General features: G+C 42.5%; 10 protein-coding genes. 1 reads left to right on the forward strand and 9 read right to left on the reverse strand.

The annotated features are described in order from the left end of the window. Positions 1 to 232: 232 nt before the first annotated feature. From MAF46_RS03635 to MAF46_RS03655, 5 genes are all read right to left on the reverse strand, one after another. Positions 233 to 1,936 (reverse strand): SpaH/EbpB family LPXTG-anchored major pilin, encoded by a 1,704-nt coding sequence (locus tag MAF46_RS03635; RefSeq protein ID WP_060785681.1) that lies wholly within the window; start codon positions 1,934 to 1,936, stop codon positions 233 to 235. A 255-nt stretch (positions 1,937 to 2,191) separates the two neighbouring features. Then, a complete protein-coding gene (locus MAF46_RS03640; RefSeq protein ID WP_230953877.1) occupies positions 2,192 to 8,569 on the reverse strand; it encodes a Rib/alpha-like domain-containing protein in 6,378 nt (2,125 codons plus the stop codon). Positions 8,570 to 9,462: 893 nt separating this feature from the next. Continuing rightward, positions 9,463 to 10,431 carry a nucleotidyl transferase AbiEii/AbiGii toxin family protein gene (locus tag MAF46_RS03645; RefSeq protein WP_230953876.1) on the reverse strand — a complete coding sequence of 323 codons (969 nt, stop codon included), beginning with the start codon at positions 10,429 to 10,431 and terminating at the stop codon, positions 9,463 to 9,465. Between the two features lie 110 nt (positions 10,432 to 10,541). Further along, the gene (locus MAF46_RS03650) at positions 10,542 to 11,273 is read right to left on the reverse strand and encodes a DUF6577 family protein (RefSeq protein WP_060785679.1); all 732 of its coding nucleotides are present in this window, start codon (positions 11,271 to 11,273) and stop codon (positions 10,542 to 10,544) included. A gap of 355 nt (positions 11,274 to 11,628) precedes the next feature. Beyond that, positions 11,629 to 12,648: an ORF6N domain-containing protein gene (locus MAF46_RS03655; RefSeq protein ID WP_060785678.1), complete on the reverse strand. Its 1,020-nt coding sequence runs from the start codon at positions 12,646 to 12,648 to the stop codon at positions 11,629 to 11,631. 419 nt (positions 12,649 to 13,067) lie between these two features. Between MAF46_RS03655 and MAF46_RS03660 the strand changes: the two genes are divergently transcribed. Next, positions 13,068 to 13,346 carry a DUF6725 family protein gene (locus MAF46_RS03660; protein ID WP_060785692.1) on the forward strand — a complete coding sequence of 93 codons (279 nt, stop codon included), beginning with the start codon at positions 13,068 to 13,070 and terminating at the stop codon, positions 13,344 to 13,346. A gap of 159 nt (positions 13,347 to 13,505) precedes the next feature. Here the strand turns inward: MAF46_RS03660 and MAF46_RS03665 are convergent, their stop codons facing one another. The 4 genes from MAF46_RS03665 to MAF46_RS03680 all read right to left on the reverse strand — a co-directional run bounded on the left by MAF46_RS03665 (position 13,506) and on the right by MAF46_RS03680 (position 17,617). Beyond that, entirely contained in the window at positions 13,506 to 14,345 is an 840-nt protein-coding gene (locus MAF46_RS03665; RefSeq protein WP_004121099.1) for a ParA family protein, read from the reverse strand. A gap of 63 nt (positions 14,346 to 14,408) precedes the next feature. After that, positions 14,409 to 15,500 (reverse strand): site-specific tyrosine recombinase, encoded by a 1,092-nt coding sequence (locus MAF46_RS03670; protein WP_230953880.1) that lies wholly within the window; start codon positions 15,498 to 15,500, stop codon positions 14,409 to 14,411. 48 nt (positions 15,501 to 15,548) lie between these two features. Next, the gene (locus tag MAF46_RS03675) at positions 15,549 to 16,610 is read right to left on the reverse strand and encodes a prephenate dehydrogenase (RefSeq protein ID WP_060785676.1); all 1,062 of its coding nucleotides are present in this window, start codon (positions 16,608 to 16,610) and stop codon (positions 15,549 to 15,551) included. Beyond that, the gene (locus MAF46_RS03680) at positions 16,604 to 17,617 is read right to left on the reverse strand and encodes a prephenate dehydratase (RefSeq protein ID WP_060785675.1); all 1,014 of its coding nucleotides are present in this window, start codon (positions 17,615 to 17,617) and stop codon (positions 16,604 to 16,606) included. Before MAF46_RS03680 ends, MAF46_RS03675 begins: the two co-directional genes overlap by 7 nt. Positions 17,618 to 17,641: the final 24 nt, after the last annotated feature.

Raw genomic sequence — 17,641 nt, forward strand, 5'->3', positions numbered from 1 at the left:
AGCTGTAGTGCGATTGTACCGAATTTAGGTATTTTTAGTACAAACGCACTACATAAATACGTAAAACTGTAGTGTGTTTGTATTTGATTTTGGTGTTTTTTGGTACAAACGCACTACATAGGATTGAGTCTAGGGTTTTTGCCCTAGACTCAATCATTTATAGACTCAATCATTTATAGATTTAATCTTTATAGACTCAATCACTTATGATTTGCTGATTAACTAAAGCAAATCACGCAGCCTGCTCTTCTTCCTTCTTGCGATTCTTAAGGAATACGAACATACCAGAGCCAACAAGACCGAGGCCAATAAGCGCAAAGATAATCACGCCAGCAGCACCAGTCTTTGGAAGCTTGAACCAAGAACCGTCGTCTTTAGTTGGAACATCCTTAAAGCTGTAGGTGAAGGTAGCAGTTTGAGCATCATAATGACCACCATCGGTGACACCTGCAGCATCTGCTGTATTGCGAGCAACAACCTTCTCAACTATTGGAGACAAAGCAAACTTTTCTGGAGCTTTAGTTTCCACAACGTAGAATGGCTCTTGAGCATCTGTAACCTTTACCTTAAATGTGTTAGTCAAACCAGTATCAGGCGTTCCAGTTGCAGCATTTTCAAAGCCCTTAGCAGACTTGTTCTTGCAGTTAACATCAGAACGAGCAGGATCCGCTGCGCAAGCCTTTGCTTCTGCTTCGTTAGCGAAAATTGCAAACTCAGCGCCAGCAAGAGGAGTTTTACCGTCGGTTCCGTTAACCTTCTTAATATTGAACTTAACAAGAGTTACCTTAGACTCTGGACCTGGAGTTGGATCTGGCGTTGGATTTGGCGTTGGATCACCAGTCTTATGACCCTGCTGGAAACCATACTTGTTAATAACATCAGTTAAAGTAGTATCCTTCTTAAGCGTAAACTTAAGCGAAACAATTACTTTCACGTTAGTGCTAGTTTTGCGCTGATTAGCAATCTCAGTAAGACCACCTTCATTAAACGTAATCTTTAAACGAGAATAGCCTTCACCGATGCCATTTGTTGCACTACCCTCTTCTGGAGCATTAACCTTATAGTCAGTCTTTTTAAGATCCTTAGTAGTAGAAGCAGTCTCTTTACCACTAGTAGTTGTATAAGTTACAACACTAACACCAGTTACAGCAGTTGTTGCAGCAGCATACGCTTTAGTTGGCACATCATCCCACACAGCAAAATCGGTGAAGTCATCCTTCGTATACTTGCTTGCCTCGGTATTGCTGGTAGTGATTGCAGAAGCAGAAATCGTGTATGGCACTTCATCGCCTACGCCAACCATGCCCTTAGTATCAACGGTCTTCTTAACAGCATTCTTAATGTATGCGTTCTTAGGATTAACCTCTACGTTGTACGTGTAGGTGTTATCCTTGTTTGTTGCATCGCGCGTAATTTCTGGAATAGTCATGAAGAATGGGTTAGCAAGCTTTTGGTAGCCATCCTCAACACTTTCTTCTTCAACCTTATACAAGCCGATACCAAGATTGTCGAACTCTGCAACACCGTTAGTAGTATCTTTTTCGGCTGGAGTACCTAAAGTGATACTAGTTGTATCATTTGGAGTTGCATTAAGTGTTGGCACTGTAGCAGCAAGTGCTAACCAATCATCTTTTGATGTTAAATCAAGGTTTTGTTTGGTGCCAGATTTAGTAATCTGCGTTACCTTGGTAACCTTAAACTTGGCTTTAACGTGTGTATTCTTTACGTTATCGCCTTCATACTTCCACTTATTGATGGTAATTTTACCAGTGCAATTCTTCTTTGTCTGATCCCATGGTGCCTTAGAAGCATCACAGGCAGTTCCATCAGCAGCCCAAGCGGAGCTGCCAGCAACCACGGCGCCAGCAACGCACAGCGTGCCAGCCATCGCGAGCGAGGCCACCGCGGCCACGCACTGCTTTGTTATCTTATTCATAATTTCTCCTTGTTTGTTTTGTTCTTGCGAACACTTTGAGAGATATGTGTTATGTTTTGTGTTGCGCACGGTCGGCGGAGTCATCGCAAAGCCGCATGAACTCTGTCGGCGGCTACGATTTGCGCCGCGCGCAGCAAGATTAAATCCGAACCATGCTTCGGCATAATTGTCGTTACTATGTAATGCAACTACGTAACGCCATTGCCGTCATATGGAACGTTGACACTGCAGTTTTTAAGCTGCAGAAAATTTTCATCAGCATCGCCACCTTTCGCTACGTCGCCTTAAAGCGCGAAGCTTTTTGGCAGTTTTGCGGATAAAAGCTTTAATTTTCACATTGCGCATCAGTGTCTCGCGCAGCAACGCCTTACGCAGCAACGCCTCCAGCATCGCGCGCCCCCACTTGGTCTGTTCAAGGAAGAACCCAGCCGCCATAGCGCCCGTGCCAAGCACGCACACAACGCTCATCACCATGTTCCAGTTCACGCAATCTTCCCCACCTGTCTTTGGCAGAGCGAATTTAGGCGGATCGATCACGGTCACATTAACAGCAATTCTGTTCCAGTCTTTTCCAACGACTACGCCGGTAAGCTGAGTTGTTTGCATATTTGTAGACGAATACTTTTTATCAGCACTAAGCCCAGCATCAACAGTGTTATTAAACACCGTCAACGCATTCGGCTTCAACGCAAACACAGCGCACGTGTAATTTCCAGCCTTTTGAGGTACGCCAGCAATATCGTCTTCACTGCGAGACACAGAGTTTTCTATGCTGTTCGGATCTTTATCATTCTTCGTAAAGCCATACAGCAAGTTAGCCATGCAATTCTTACTGTCTTGACTGCAAGACTTTCGCTGCTCAGCACTTGCAAAAGCCCACGGCTTTACATCTTCGCCATAATTCTGGTTCAGATGCATATTGAGCGTATCGTCAAGCCCGCGACTCCACTTTTGCTCGCTTTGCTTAGAACACATCATACGCAATGAAATATCGCGACGATCCTTCAAGCTCCACGCGAGCACATACGGATTTTTAGTAAGGCTCGTGCCGCTCATGACGGTAAGAGAATTGGCACCACCAAGCTTGTCATGTTCAGGATCAGCATCTTGAGATCTGAGCAATGTCATCTTAAGATCCTTGTCAGATCCACTGAGACCTCCAACCGTAACTTTCGCATACACAGGCTTGCCGTTGTTTCCAGAATCCGAATCGTCCGAAGTGGAACCATCCGGGTAATGGATGACAATCTCTTTCAAGTACGCTTTAGGAGCAACAGATTGATCTGGGTGGAAGGTCACTTTACCGTAACGCGTGCCGTCATCCTTGGCACTGTGCTTGCCATTCTTTTGCTTGGAAGGATTGTCAGGCTTATTGCTCTGCTCACCGGTGTTATCTGCGGCGTTGCCAGAAGCCCAATACGACCAGCCTAAAGACACCTTGTTTCCAGCAGTGCCGTCATTATTTACTTCAAATCCGTGAGTAGCATCCTTAAACTCAAACCAAGTTCCGTCCGGAAGCGCACCAGCCTTCACAGCATCCTGGTATTTATCCGCACCGTTAGCACTCTTAACGCTTTGCGGCACAGCATTCTCAACCTTTTGACCAGCCGTAACGCTCACATCAACATACTTCGGGTTGTAGAAGTGGTTGTCGTTGTGAATGTGGATTGGTATTGCGCGATACTCGTAGTCAACACCTTTAACCGCGTTTTTGTTGCCGTTATTACCATCAAGCTTCCACTTGAAGTCTTTCAAAGGATCAGTGTTATTCTTACTTGCATCTTTGTTAAGTGCACCAACAGCTGCATCGAATCTAGCAAGCAAATCGTTATTGTCTGTCTTAAACTGTTTTGCTTTAATCGCGTAAACTACGCATTCGTAGTCGCCGGATTCGTTAGCCTTGCCTTTAATCCACCCACGAGTACGCTCAGTGGTATCTTTTGAGTTACCATTTGCAATGTAATCGTCGTATAGCTGCCTATCAGGGTGGCACTGACTTGCATCCTTCTCGCAAGCTTTCTGCGCTGACGCATCTTCAGTATGATCCCAAATCTTTACATCTTGCATCTTAATACCAGCAATACCGCCCGACTGGTAGTGAGACTTAGTGCCGTCTGAATTAATCTTATTGCAAATTGTGCGCAAATTGATTTTTCCAGGCTTATACTTGGACCATGAATCAAGCCAACGGGTCGTCTTTTTAGAAGTACCAAGTTCCTCGCCCTTAGTGAGTTTGATTGTAGTATCATTCCAATCGCCGCTACCTTCACGATCGCCAACATTCAGCCGTAAATTACCAGCATCCTCATCATGCGATCGCGTAATGTCTACCTTCGCATAAATAGGTTTACCAAGATTACCAGAATCCGGATCTTCAGAAGTAGAACCGTCCGGATAGTACACAATAACCTGCACTTTGTCAGAACCAACAGGGAACCACTTGTGCGGTCGGAACGTAACCTTACCAAACTGACCCGTGCCATTCTTAGCTGAATTACCAGAGTCAGCTTTATTATCTTGATCATCCTCAAAGAATGTGTAGCTTAAAGGTTTCTTAAACTTAAACCAAGTTCCGTCCGGTAGATCACCTTCACGCACATCGTCTTGCAACGTATTAGCATCGTTGGCAGTCTTCTTGCTCTTAGGCACCTCAGTGGCTTTTTTGGTACCAGCCTCCATGCTAATAGTCTTATACTCTGGGTTGTAGTAGTGAGCATCACTATGCACATGAATTGGGAAGGTTACCGAATCCCAATCGATATGCCTTTGAGTGGCTTCTTGAGGACTATCTTCACTACCCGGCTTATCTGTTAAGACTGATTTAATAACATCTTCAAACTTGCGATTACCCGGATTCTTTACAAAACCTTCTACAGCACTATTAAACTTAGTTTGTAAACCACCCTTCTTACCATTTTTACCCTCAAGGTCTTTAATAGCGTACACAGTGCACACAAAGTCGCCATTTTCCTTAACTTTGCCATGTAACCAACCCCAAGTGCGCTCTACGGTATCATGCTCATCACCGTATAAGTAAAGGTTACGGTTGCAGTTTTTACCATGAACAGTACATTCATCCTTATTCTTTTCAGTAGCTCTTGTCCATTGTGATGGTTGTTTATCAATAAATTCACCGCTTGTAGTATTACCTTTTCGACCGGCAAGTGTCAGACCATTAATACCATCAATCTCATAGCTTTCAGGTTTACCAGTTTGTGGATTCTTTTTATAGCAAAGCATGCGCTGATAAATTTTTCCTTGCTTAGCACTTGACCATGAGTCAAAGAACATTGGCTTAGTGTTACCAGTAGCGTCGCCTAACACTTCATCTTTACGGAAACGCATACCATTGTTATCATTGTCTTCAATTCGTCTTCCGCCATATTGCGAATAAACATTGAGTTTTAAATCATTTTTTTGGATTGGTTGACTAGTTACCTCTACAGGCGCATACACAGGCTTGCCAAGATTACCAGAATCCGGATCTTCAGAAGTGGAACCATCTGGATAATGCACAATTACAGGAGCAAAATATTCACCAAGCGTTACAGTTTTTTCTGGAGAAAAAGTAACTTTGCCATATCTAGCGTCAGTAGTACTATCTTCAGGCTCATCCTTGCCTGATTTCTTGTTACTTTGCTTATTGACAAATTTATACCATGTAAGAACATGTTTACTATCCTTGGGATACTCTTTTAGCTCAAACCAAGTGCCTTTTGGCAACCTAGTACCATTCTGCACAAGCTCCTGTTGACTCTTGTCATTAGCTTTCACGCCGTTAGCACCAGAATGGCTTACTGGAGCAGCCGATTCTTTAGACTTACCACCAGCCTGCACATATACCTTATCGTATTGAGGATTATATTTGTGAGCCAAAGAATGCGCAACAAAAGTTACTGTCTTAGACTGCCAGTCGTATTTTCTAGTATTATTATTCAGAGTAAAGTCATGTTTTTTTGCTTTGGCAGCATTATCAAAATCAGTTTTTGCTTGGCTTCCATCTCTCAAAGCAAACACGCGGCAAACGTACTTACCGCCCTTATTAGGCATGCCAGAAATCTCACCACGCGAACGTTCAATAGTAAAAGCGTCACCATCATATAACTTTGAATTATTGCACGTTCCATTAGTGAAGCAAGATTCCTGCTCCTTATCATCAGCGTGAGGCCATTTTTCAGTCTGCTTAAAAGTCAAACCATTAAAAGTATTATCGTTATACTCCTTGGACAGGTCACTAAAGGTATAGTCTGACTTTTCTACTTTCCCACCTTTTTGCGTTGTTTCCTTCCAACAGAGTGACTTTAACGATATTTGACCAATTTGATACTGAGCCCACGAATCAATCCAAATACTTGGTTTGAGTGGATCGTTAACAGTAATAGTGACAGAACCATTATCTCCTAAATTAGATCCTGCATAACCGTTATGAATATTCAACTTCAGCTCAGAATCTTTAGGATTTGGACGCTTAAGATTAAGCGAAGCATACACTACGCTCTTATTAAAATCTCCATTTGCATCAGCATTACCTGCATCGTCATCAGTAGAACTAGAACCATCCGCATAGTGAACTACTACAGGAGTACGGTACTTCCCAGAATCTCCAGGATCCCTCCATTTGTTTGAATAAAAACGTACTTGCCCATTATTTTTATCTTGAGATTCTATGCGCGACCAACCAAGAACTGAATCGCTCTTTAGAGTATTCCTACCAGATTTTTTCGTATACTGTTGCAGTTCAAAAGTAGCATCTGACGGAAGAGGTCCAACTTGAACAATATCCGAGTGTTTCTTGCTTGCATCCTTAACACTTTGTGGTTTGGCAGTGTAAACAATCGGCGTAACATATCTCTGATCATCACCGGTTTTTTCTGTCAAATCAACTGGAGTATAAACAGGGTTGTACAAGGACGCCTGTGAAACGATCTTTATTTTAGTTGGGTGCTGCTCCGTAACGAAAGAGCCACGATCATAATACTTACAGTTATACGGGTATCTAGAAGGATTAGGATAAGTAATTTTTGTCCCAAATTCAAGAACTTTGCCCTTATCTTCTTTTCTAGGATTATAAGTTACATGACCAGTTCTGCTATCAATATACACAGAACCCTCAGGCATATTAGATGGAGAATTAACTACTTTTACACCTTTAGGAATTTTGTTAGTAAGTTCATATTTTATTCCAAGATTGGTAGGCAAATTAGTAGTCGTACCACCATCGTATTCAAAACTGCCCTCCGAAGAATTACCTTCCCACTCACCGGTTTTTGCAAACGGTTTCACTGTAACAGGACGATGATATGTAGTAATAGGAATATTATCTTGCCCATACTTTTTATCATCTGAATTATTGTATTGAGGGTATGAAATCTCATCACCATTTGTCGGATTCATTTTTACTTGATGCTCAATGTAATCAGGAATACCATCACCATCAGTATCAAATGGACCCATAGCAGCCCACTTGTTACGTGTACCACTTCCCCAACTGCTAAGAGTACCATTTGAATTCCAACCAGCGATAATAGGCAATGTTTCCGGATTAACACCATCCTCAACGAAAGCCTCTATGTGCCACTTATATCCATAAGTGGTATCAGCCTGTCCCCAATCGGCTAGCACGCGACCAAACTTATTGCTGGAATCATTTGGATTATGCGGACTACCTCGCCATTTACGAATTTCACAAAAACCATATTGATTCTTAAATTCGCCGCAAGTAGCGTTATCGCCATATTTGCCAAAAGTTGCATTCCAAACAGTCTGAAAATCGTCATCGCCATCAGCGTAAGAGTAATTCCTACCTGTAGCAAATTCTGCAGGACGTTGATGATTATGTTTTACTTCATTTGAAAATACAAATTTATGTAATCCATTGTCAAAAGTACGCACTGTTTTCGTTCGTGTAATGTAAACAGAACTCTTATGATTTTCATCCCCATCCCTAAGACCCTTTGGAAGAAAAACAATAAAAAGCGGTCTACCTTCCCAAGACGCACCATCCTTAGGCTGATTGCCGTGAGGAAGTTGTTTCAACGAAGCAGAAGCAAACCCAATGGACTCCTGGTTGAAAACAATATCCCAGCTGATCTTAGTTCCGCTTTTGCCATAATCACTATCCCACTGATTATATTCGATATTCGGATAGGTAATAGAGATATCACGAACAGCATCGCCAACCCAGAAGTTTCCATCAGTAAAGTAGCCATTGCCAGCGTAATCCCACCAAGCCTGAGTTGCATTAGCTTCTTTTACCGGCGGCACTATGAGCATGGTTACTATGGTGGCAAAGGTGACAATTATTGCGAGAATCGAGTTTTGCAAGATATGCGATTTTCTTGCTGTTTTACCTACGTATGAGCCTAATGAATCATTCTCAGATGATGAAGAATATGAGGAAGAAGATGATGAAGAATTTACTTGCATATTTGAGTACGAATAAATTGGCGCACTGTGGTAATCGGAATCTGGGCGCGTTGAATAGGTAGAGTCAGAACCAGCAGGCGCATCTGCCACGCTATTCGCATTGTCAGTATCGCTCACAGAAAAAACCTTCTGCGCAATACGGCACACGCGAGATGTGAAACGAGCAAACTTTGCAGGTAACATAATCGACTCACCTTCGATTATCATTTTTGGCTAGTTTGTACATCCTAGCCATTTTGGCAATTTCGGCTATTGCATAAGCAACACCCTGCTTTTACATGAATCCCAAAATTGGGCAGAATACTACACGTATCCAGTACAGAAGTACTAAGAGCATTCAAATACATGAACTAGCATTTAGCAATCGCAACATTTACACAACGCTTAATGCAATTCCACATGTGAGCACAACAATAAAGCAGCAGAACGCGCAGCTTTACTAAAGTACTCAAGCAAAAGCATTTAGCAAATATACCCCCCCCCCCAGAACGAATTGCAAGTTAAAACCTCTACAAATCGCGGAGTGCGTAAAAGTTTTTATAATGATTGACTTTTGCAAAAAAATCTATTGAATACTAGATAATAACCGAATACTTTTATGTAGCAGGTGGAGTGTTTTTTGTGACCCGCGTGTCGCAAAAAAACACAACATCTTGTGGCTTGGAGTGCCATTAACCACAAGCGCGAGCAAATCGTAAGGCTAAAGCCCGTGCCCGAGCGCAAAAATCGCAGCTAATCTGCGCGCAATGTAGTGCGATTGTACTGGATTTCAGCGTTTTGTGATACAAACGCACTACATATACACACAAAACTGTAGTGCGATTGTACCGAATTTCGGCGTTTTGTCGCTCGCGCAGGTTAGCTGCGCTCACGTCTTCGCCACACGTAAAGTCCACTGGACTTTACGTTTGAGCGGCTCAGCGCTCCGAATTGCCTTTTCGCGCTGCGCTTTAAGCGAAAAGGCAGGTCGTCGCGCAAACGCACTACATCACAAAGCGAAAAGGCAAGTCGTCGCGCAAACGCTTTACCGAAAATGTAGCTCTAGTCGTGTGCCAGTTTGTTTACGTTCAGGCCAATTTACAAAAGTAAGAACACACTATCTATAAAATGCTCTCGTTATACAGCCCAACATCATTTAACATTTGCAACGCTTTAATCATATAAGCATATGACAATGGATTAGTGTTTCGAATACTACTAATCTTTTTCATACCACTTATTTTCAAACACACATCTCTGTATTCATCTGGATTTGTAATACGTCTGAAAACAGTTTTGCCAGTTAAAATGCATGCAGCAAGATACATTACTTCGCTAGCATAAATACAAGCATTCTCGCCATTGATTCTTTCGGAAAAAACATGACCCTTAATAGCATTTATACCTAAAGAAAAACTCTCATAATCATTTGAATTTACAGAACCTCTGCCCATAATACAAATGCAACTATCAATAGTATCTTTTAAGCAATCCGATGAACTAATACTAAGATTCCTATACTCAAGCTCAATTTGAGAAACTCTGTTATAGGATTTAACTACTAAGTTGTAATCGTCCATTTCTTGTATAAGCGTCCAACAATCAAACAATTGCTTTATAACCTCTAACTCCTTGCCGTCACCTAAAAGAATGCCAGTAGTATGAGGTGCAAACGCAGTGAGTTTATCTCCTAAAATACAATTTTTATTAGGAACATTTACAATAAGATTGTTATCATCGCTTAAAAGGAACTTATTCTTAATTGGATATTTAACTATATCTTCGTATGGATTATTCTCAAACAAGACATCTAACAGCACGTTAATATCTTTACCAGTTCTTGGAGAAAGAAAATGGAATCTAAAATGACGCTTTTCTATGTTACGAGAGCTTTCCCGAATATTCTCTTCTACACTTATAAACGGGAATATTTTCCCAGCTTTTTCAATATAAGCATCAATATCTGTATTCGGATTAACAATAATATCAATATCAGTGCTTAAACGCTTTGGAGAATTAAGCATAACTAAAAGAGACGTTCCGCCCTTAAATATAAAGGGAAGACCAACTTTAGCAATCGCCTCAAGCAAACCAAAAGCAAAAACAGTTCTCTCTAATATAGAAGGATCAGATTTCGTTTCAGCCCTAAGCCTAGAGAGTGTTCTGCTGTAAAATTTTCTTTAAGAAACATAACCACCTTCTATCCTTCTAGGTACTTTACGAGCATATTCCTGCGATTCCGCCTTGCTGCGTATCTAAGCATTCTCACTTTATCGAGAAGATATACACTTTTAGCCTGCGCAATAACATCACTAAATTCAGCGATACTATAAGTTGTAGATATTAATTTATCCGATAACATATCAACAAGAATTTTCTCTAAGGTTATTGAATGAAAATCAGTTGACAAATAAGAATCCACTGCAAAAACTGGAGACTCAGATATCATATCTGTTACAACAATACAATCTTTTGACCAATACAAATCAAATTCTTTTTTACTAGGATTATACATAACATTTTTATATCCAGCTTCTTGAAGAAATCGAAAAACATATATACTGCTTTCTTTCTCAACTTGCAAAAAAATTGTATTTTGAGCAACTAAATGATTCAAAAAATCATTCATTAAAACTGTTTCAAAGACTGTAAAAAGAACGCGGGGATATTTTCTAGCAATAACCTTTATTAATTTAATAGCCTTATTGGAATAATCTGGATAATACTGTTTTTTGCGAGAAGCTTCTGGCAGACTATACGAATCATACCCAAGCCTAAGCAATTTTCCATTGCGAACTAAAGACGATATAGACCAATGATAAGTACTATTTGACATATTTGACTTCAACGATTTAAGCTTGCTCACTAATTCCCCATGAGAATAAGTTCTGCTTGCACTAATTTCGTCAAGCACTTCTTCATACCACTTCATGTTTTTATTGCCCTCTTCCCTCTTATAAAAACATTATAACGCACATCGGCAAATCTTATAGTTTTTTGCCGATATCTAGTTACTATTTATCTAGCATTTCATCTATTAAACATAAAGTCAATATTCAAATGTAAATACCGTATAGAGCACGAAAGATAATAACAAAATATAAAAAGACAACACTTGCTAAAGACAGCAACATGTCGCTATACAAACGCACTACAAAAAGCGGAAATGTCGTTCGCGCGCTAAATCGCCGCGCTCAAACAGATCGTCGCGCAAACACACTACGCTCTAAACGCGAAGGCAGGTCGTCGCGCACATTTGGAGCAAAACACTAGAACATTATAAAACCCTAAAACTCTAACTCGGGATTCTTTAACAACTCATCAAACATCGCATGATACAAGCACAAATTAAAAGATTCTATTTGCATAATAGTCGAGATTTTGCCGCCAGCATCTTTCGACGAAGCGCCACAAAGGTAGACAGTCTCATCATCCGTACCATAATCTATAACAACATACCTATCGTGATACTTCCTACCAGCAGTCTTAAACTTCAAATCAACACTAGGATAATCGCTTACAAAATCGCTCAACATACTTTCCGTAAGCATATTCTTATTCCTAGCATTATCACTAAAAACTACAATTTCAACACCTTCACCAGCAAAGCGTAATAATTCCAACGTTTTAAGACCAATATAATTATCTACAACATAAATGCTTCTCTTAGCTGACTTATATATTTTGCAATACGCAAGATCCGCTTCTATTTTGTTACCGTCCATAAGAAGAAAATGTTTATACGAATCTGGATTAATAAAATTATCCATTACCTTATTAAAATCTTCCTTCGTTGCCATTTTAGATTTTATTTCCGCTATGTCTTTAGTATTCCGGCTTGTTTGAATCGCAAGCTGCGCTAACTCGTTCGCGCCAATAAAATCCTTATTTTCAACAATATAATCCTTCATTTGCTTAAAAGTTCTAATAAGCGCTTTCGACTGCATTGTGGCAAGTTCGCCTCTTAACACTGTCATGAGCATATAAATACCTTGCTCAGTAAAAGCATATGGAAGCTTTCTGCGACCACCCCAACTTGATGTAGAATTTTTTGACATCAAGTTTTTGAACTCATCAGCGGTTAGCTGAAACATAAAGTCGTTATCAAATTTTTCTATGTTATTTTTTACTTGTTGATTGAACGCTCTTGTACTGTATCCGTATATTTCAGCTAAATCCACATCAAGCATGACTTTTTGATTGCGAATGTTATAAATTTTTTCTTTTATCGTTTTAGCGTCTATAAGCGCTTTAGATGGCACGCTTCTAGTGTCCGCGATAATTAAATTTTTATTCTGCTCTACCATAAGACACCTCCTAAAAATGTACGTAAAACCTAGCGCCGTGCAACAAAAACTACACTTCTGACACAATCCCCATAAATCACAAGCAAAATTACAAAATCAATCGCAAGCCATATAACATCTAGCAACTAGCAAAACTAGCATGCATCAGCGCATAAATATAATTCTACAAAACAAGAGGATTTACCGAAAATGTTGCTCAAAACCACAAAATCAACAACAAAAAACGGAAATATCGCTCGCGCGCTGCAGAGCATTGCAAAACGTTACGAGTTTGATAGCACTACGATACAATTAACAAAGTCAAAGCAAAACACACAGCAAATAACGCAAAGACACAAACAACGCGGAGGCGCACTACGATCAGCTTAATTAGGCGGCAGATTCTGCCAGAGTTTATACCAGTTGGAGCGCGGATTGTGGTGCGAACGTACAAAATTGCACAATTAGGCTGCGGCGAAAGATTGCAAAACGCTGGCAGCGCGCAAGCAAACAATGACAGTGCTAAAACAGACGACGCCAACACGCAAAAAATCGAATACCACGACGCGATTGGTCACGTAATCAGCTGGGACGGAGCAACATTGCACCTTATGCGCGACGCAGCAGCAAACGGAAGCCGACCCGAGCAAGAAATGTTCATCAACGCGCGCGCAATCGTAAGACTAAAGCCAATACCCGAGCGCAAACATCGCAGCTAATATGCGCAAGGCATGTAGTGCGATTGTACTGAATCTCGGTGCATTTTAATACAAACACACTACATAAGTAGCGCAAGGCAGGTCGTGTCGTTCGCGCGGTCTAAGCGCGCGAACGATTCGACGCACTTTGTAGCTCTAATTAGCATTTTGAGCAAAAAATTACGCAACCACGCCGTTAGAAATAAGCTCGCGCGCAACCTCGCGATACTCCTTAGCAGTCTTATGCTCAGGAGCAAAAATCGTAATCGGAACCGCCGCGACAGTGGAATCTGGTAACTTAATCGAACGCGAAATCACAGAATGCAAAACGCGCCCCTGGAAAGCCTCGTAAATCCTTTGCAAAACCTCTTCGCTGTGCAAAGTGCGCGTAAACATGGTAACGAGCACGCCAAACACTTGCAAATCTGGGTTAATTCTGTGCTGCACTTTTTCAATCGACTGCATAAGCAGCGCCACGCCTCTAAGTGCAAAGAACTCCGCAGCAACAGGAATAATCACACCATCCGCCGCCGTAAGCGCGTTGACGGTAAGCAAGCCAAGCGAAGGCTGGCAGTCAATAATAATAACGTCGTATTCGTTACGAACCTTGCGCAACACTCCAGCCAAAATCTGCTCGCGACCAACCTCGGTAACAAGCTGAACCTCGGCTGCCGAAAGATCAATGTTTGCAGGCATAACATCAATGTTTTCTGTGGCAGTGTGGCGAATCACATCGTGCACGTCTACAGAAGAATCAAAAAGCGCCGTGTAAACAGTGTTATCAAGCGCGTTCGCATTAATCCCAAGCCCCACCGTTGCAGCGCCTTGCGGATCGAAGTCAACAATTAAAACGCGCCTACCGTATTGACTCAGCGCACCAGCGATATTGATGGAGCTGGTAGTTTTACCAACGCCACCCTTCTGGTTACACATAGCAATAATGCGCGCAGGACCGTGCGTTGTAAGCGCATCGGGCGCGCGGAAAGTCTCATATTCGCGTCCAAGTAAATCAGTAGGCATACGCTCCAGTCTATCAAAAGGTATGTTCAGTGGATTTGCGCGATGCGGCGGCGAATATCACACCTATCTTGCGCGCGGATGGCTCATAACATACGCCTCCATAAGCGCGTCTGGACTTATATGCGTGTAGATCTGCGTTGTTGTAACGGATGCATGGCCAAGCAGCTCCTGAACTGTACGAACGTCGGCGCCGCCCGAAATCAAATGCGTTGCAAAGGAGTGACGAAGCGTGTGCGGATGCAATTCTTTGCCGATTTTTGCCATCTTGCCAGCATGCGAAATCGCCTCCCACGCGGATTGACGAGAAAGCGATTTGCCGCGTTTGTTTAGGAAAATCATGTGAGAATTTGCGGATTTTGACGCGGATTTTGACGATGAGTTTAAGGACGATTTGAGTTGTAACTCTGCGGTTGCTGGCGACTTTTGCGCGCGACTTGCAAGAATCGGCCTAGCTTTATCTAAATAATCGCGCAACGCACTAACCGCGCACTTTCCAATCGGCACAAGCCTCTGCTTTTGCCCCTTGCCGCTAAGCCGCACAACTGATTCCGCCAAATCAATGTCCTCGAATTTTATGCCAACCGCCTCGCTCACGCGCGCGCCAGTCGCGTACAAAAATTCCACAAGCGCGCGGTCTCGAAGCGAGATGGCATCCGTGCTACCAAAGCCACCAGCAGCATCGATTACGCGCTCCACTTCGCTAATGCTGAGCACGTCTGGAAGATGCTCCGACTGCTTTGGCGCTTTGACTTCTGCAGAAGGGTCGCTTGCGATTTGCGCGTTGGAAAGCATGAATTTGTTCCACTCGTGTATGCTTGCGATTCGCCGCGCAATCGTGCGAGGCCCTAACCTTTGCGCTGCCATTGCTTGTGATGACATTGCTTGTGATGACATTGCGCGCACGTATTCTTCAATATCTAGTTGCGTGATTTTGCTAACATCGTTGATTTTTCGGACTTCGCGCAGCCAGTTCGTGTATTTTGTAAGATCCGACTCGTATGCTTCAACGGTTTTTGGCGAAAGCCCGCGCTCCACGCTTATGTGGTTTAGAAACTGCTGGATTTTTGGGGAAAATGGCGATTGTTGCGGTTGATTTGCATGCGATTGTTGCGATTGATTAGTGCTCGGCTGATGCGGTTTCTGCGATTGGTTCATGCTCGGTTGCTGCGATTCGGTCATATGATAATTATATGCCGCTCGAATCTACCAGTTCGAGTTGCGCAAATCGCAAGTAACCACAGAATCGCTAAACGACACGCAAACAATCTGCTCGCCACTTTGCGCGCTTTGAATCAGCTGACTTTGCCAATCACCTGGGCAATCAATCGCAAATCGAAGCTCGCGCAAATCGCCAGCTGACTCATCGCAAGCAACCGCGCGCTCCTTATACTTGTATTCGCGCCAAGAATCAGCCTTAGCAAAAAACGCGCGCTCATCGCACTCATTGCACTCATCGCTCCCCTCAAGCATCTTCTTAGCAAAACTCAACTCCGCAATAACGCTACCCAGCAAATCCGCCACATTTCGCCGATTTTCCACAACCATCGCACGCGTGCGATTCGGGTCTGTAAGCGCCACTCGCGTCATATCTCTCCAAGAACCAGCCGACATTTGCAACGCAACATTGCGATTCTCGTTTTCACACAAAACATTCGCAAGCGCTGTAGAAACAACGTGCGGCATGTGTGAAATCAGCGCCGCAGAAGCATCGTGTATAGAATCGTTCAACACAAGCGCGCGGTTTCCACACAGATTAACAATCACGCGCAAAATCGCCAAAAATCGCCAAAAATCGCTGCTTTCATCAACGCTAACTGCCCAAAGCGCACCGCGCAGCAACTCCGCGCTCGAAGCCTGCCAACCCGTAAACTCGCTTCCAGCCATAGGATGCGCGCCAATGTAGCAATCGCCAAGACCTGCAGCCTTAACCTGCTCTCGCACAAGCCCTTTAACGCTGCCAACATCCGTCAAAGTAGTGCGCTGCTTGTTGATTCCGCGCGAAATCTCGCCAAGAACTTCTGGCATAGATGCAAGCGAATTGCACAAAATCAAAACATTCGGCTGCATACGCGCAAGATCCACAACGCTTTCAACGCAAGTGATTCCAAGGGCGCGCGCCTCGCTGTACATTGTTTGATGGCGATTATACGCGTACACTTTGCAAGAGCCCGCATCCACCAAACGCTTTGCGATTGATCCGCCAATAAGTCCAAGTCCTACAATACCAACAGAAAATTTTTGAGAAAATTCAGCATCTTCTACCATAATAATTCTCTTTCTGCACGCATTACGTTCAAAGTACTCAAATCGCTCGAAGCCTCAATGCACACTCCACCATTTGGCAGCATCCAATCATTCATAATCGGATTATTGCGATTATTAGAAGGGTACACTGCTAAAACTCGAACCCAATCACCATGTTTAACAACTTCTTGAATCATAGCTTTACACGTAGAATCCCAAGGAGCAGAATCAACAGTTGCAATAAAACTATATAAACCATCTTGACCCTTAATCGGCCTAGACATAAAAGAAGTCATATTAAGACCATGATCGCGCACAACGTCAAGCAAATTTGCTAGCACTCCAGCACCTGTACAACGCGGAATAAAAGCAATAATCGAAGAAAAAGATGAATAGCATTCGCGATGCATACTAACAAAATTGAAAGCCTCATCTCTAGGAGCTAACACTAAAAACTCAGTGCGCGCGCCAGAAAAATCTTCAACGCCTTCGCTCACAATCTGCCTATTGTATAAATCAGCACAAATTTTAGGGCACAAAGCAACTTCGCCAGGAACTAAATCCCTACAAGCAGCAGCGTTTGAAGACGCGGTTTTTTCTTTCAATCCATGCTTTTGAGCAAACTTACGGCATTGCGCCAACGCGTGAGGATGAGCAACAATAGTCGAACAGTTATCGATTGAATCCGACTGGCAAACAACAGCATCAAAACTTATATCAACGCCCAAGCGAGCAATGCCAACCATATTTTTTGCATCAATTAATAAATCTAAATTAGGTATTACTACGCCTTCAATATTGTTTTCCCATGCGATAATACCCAAATCGTGACAATCTTCAATTTTGCTAGCGATATTACAAATATTCTCACACGCAGTTGGAATAAGACGCGAAGCACCTAACGATTTACATTGCTCTTTAACTTTTAAAGCCGCTTGATGAGTAAAAGAACCTTCTGGCCCTAAATAGCATAATTTGCGGTCACTACTGCTGTTCTTATTACTATTCATGACTATATTGCTATTCATGACTATTCCTCAAACTACTTTAAG

Origin of the sequence: Gardnerella pickettii, assembly GCF_029226345.1 — a bacterium.
Taxonomy (GTDB): Bacteria; Actinomycetota; Actinomycetes; order Actinomycetales; family Bifidobacteriaceae; genus Bifidobacterium; species Bifidobacterium piotii.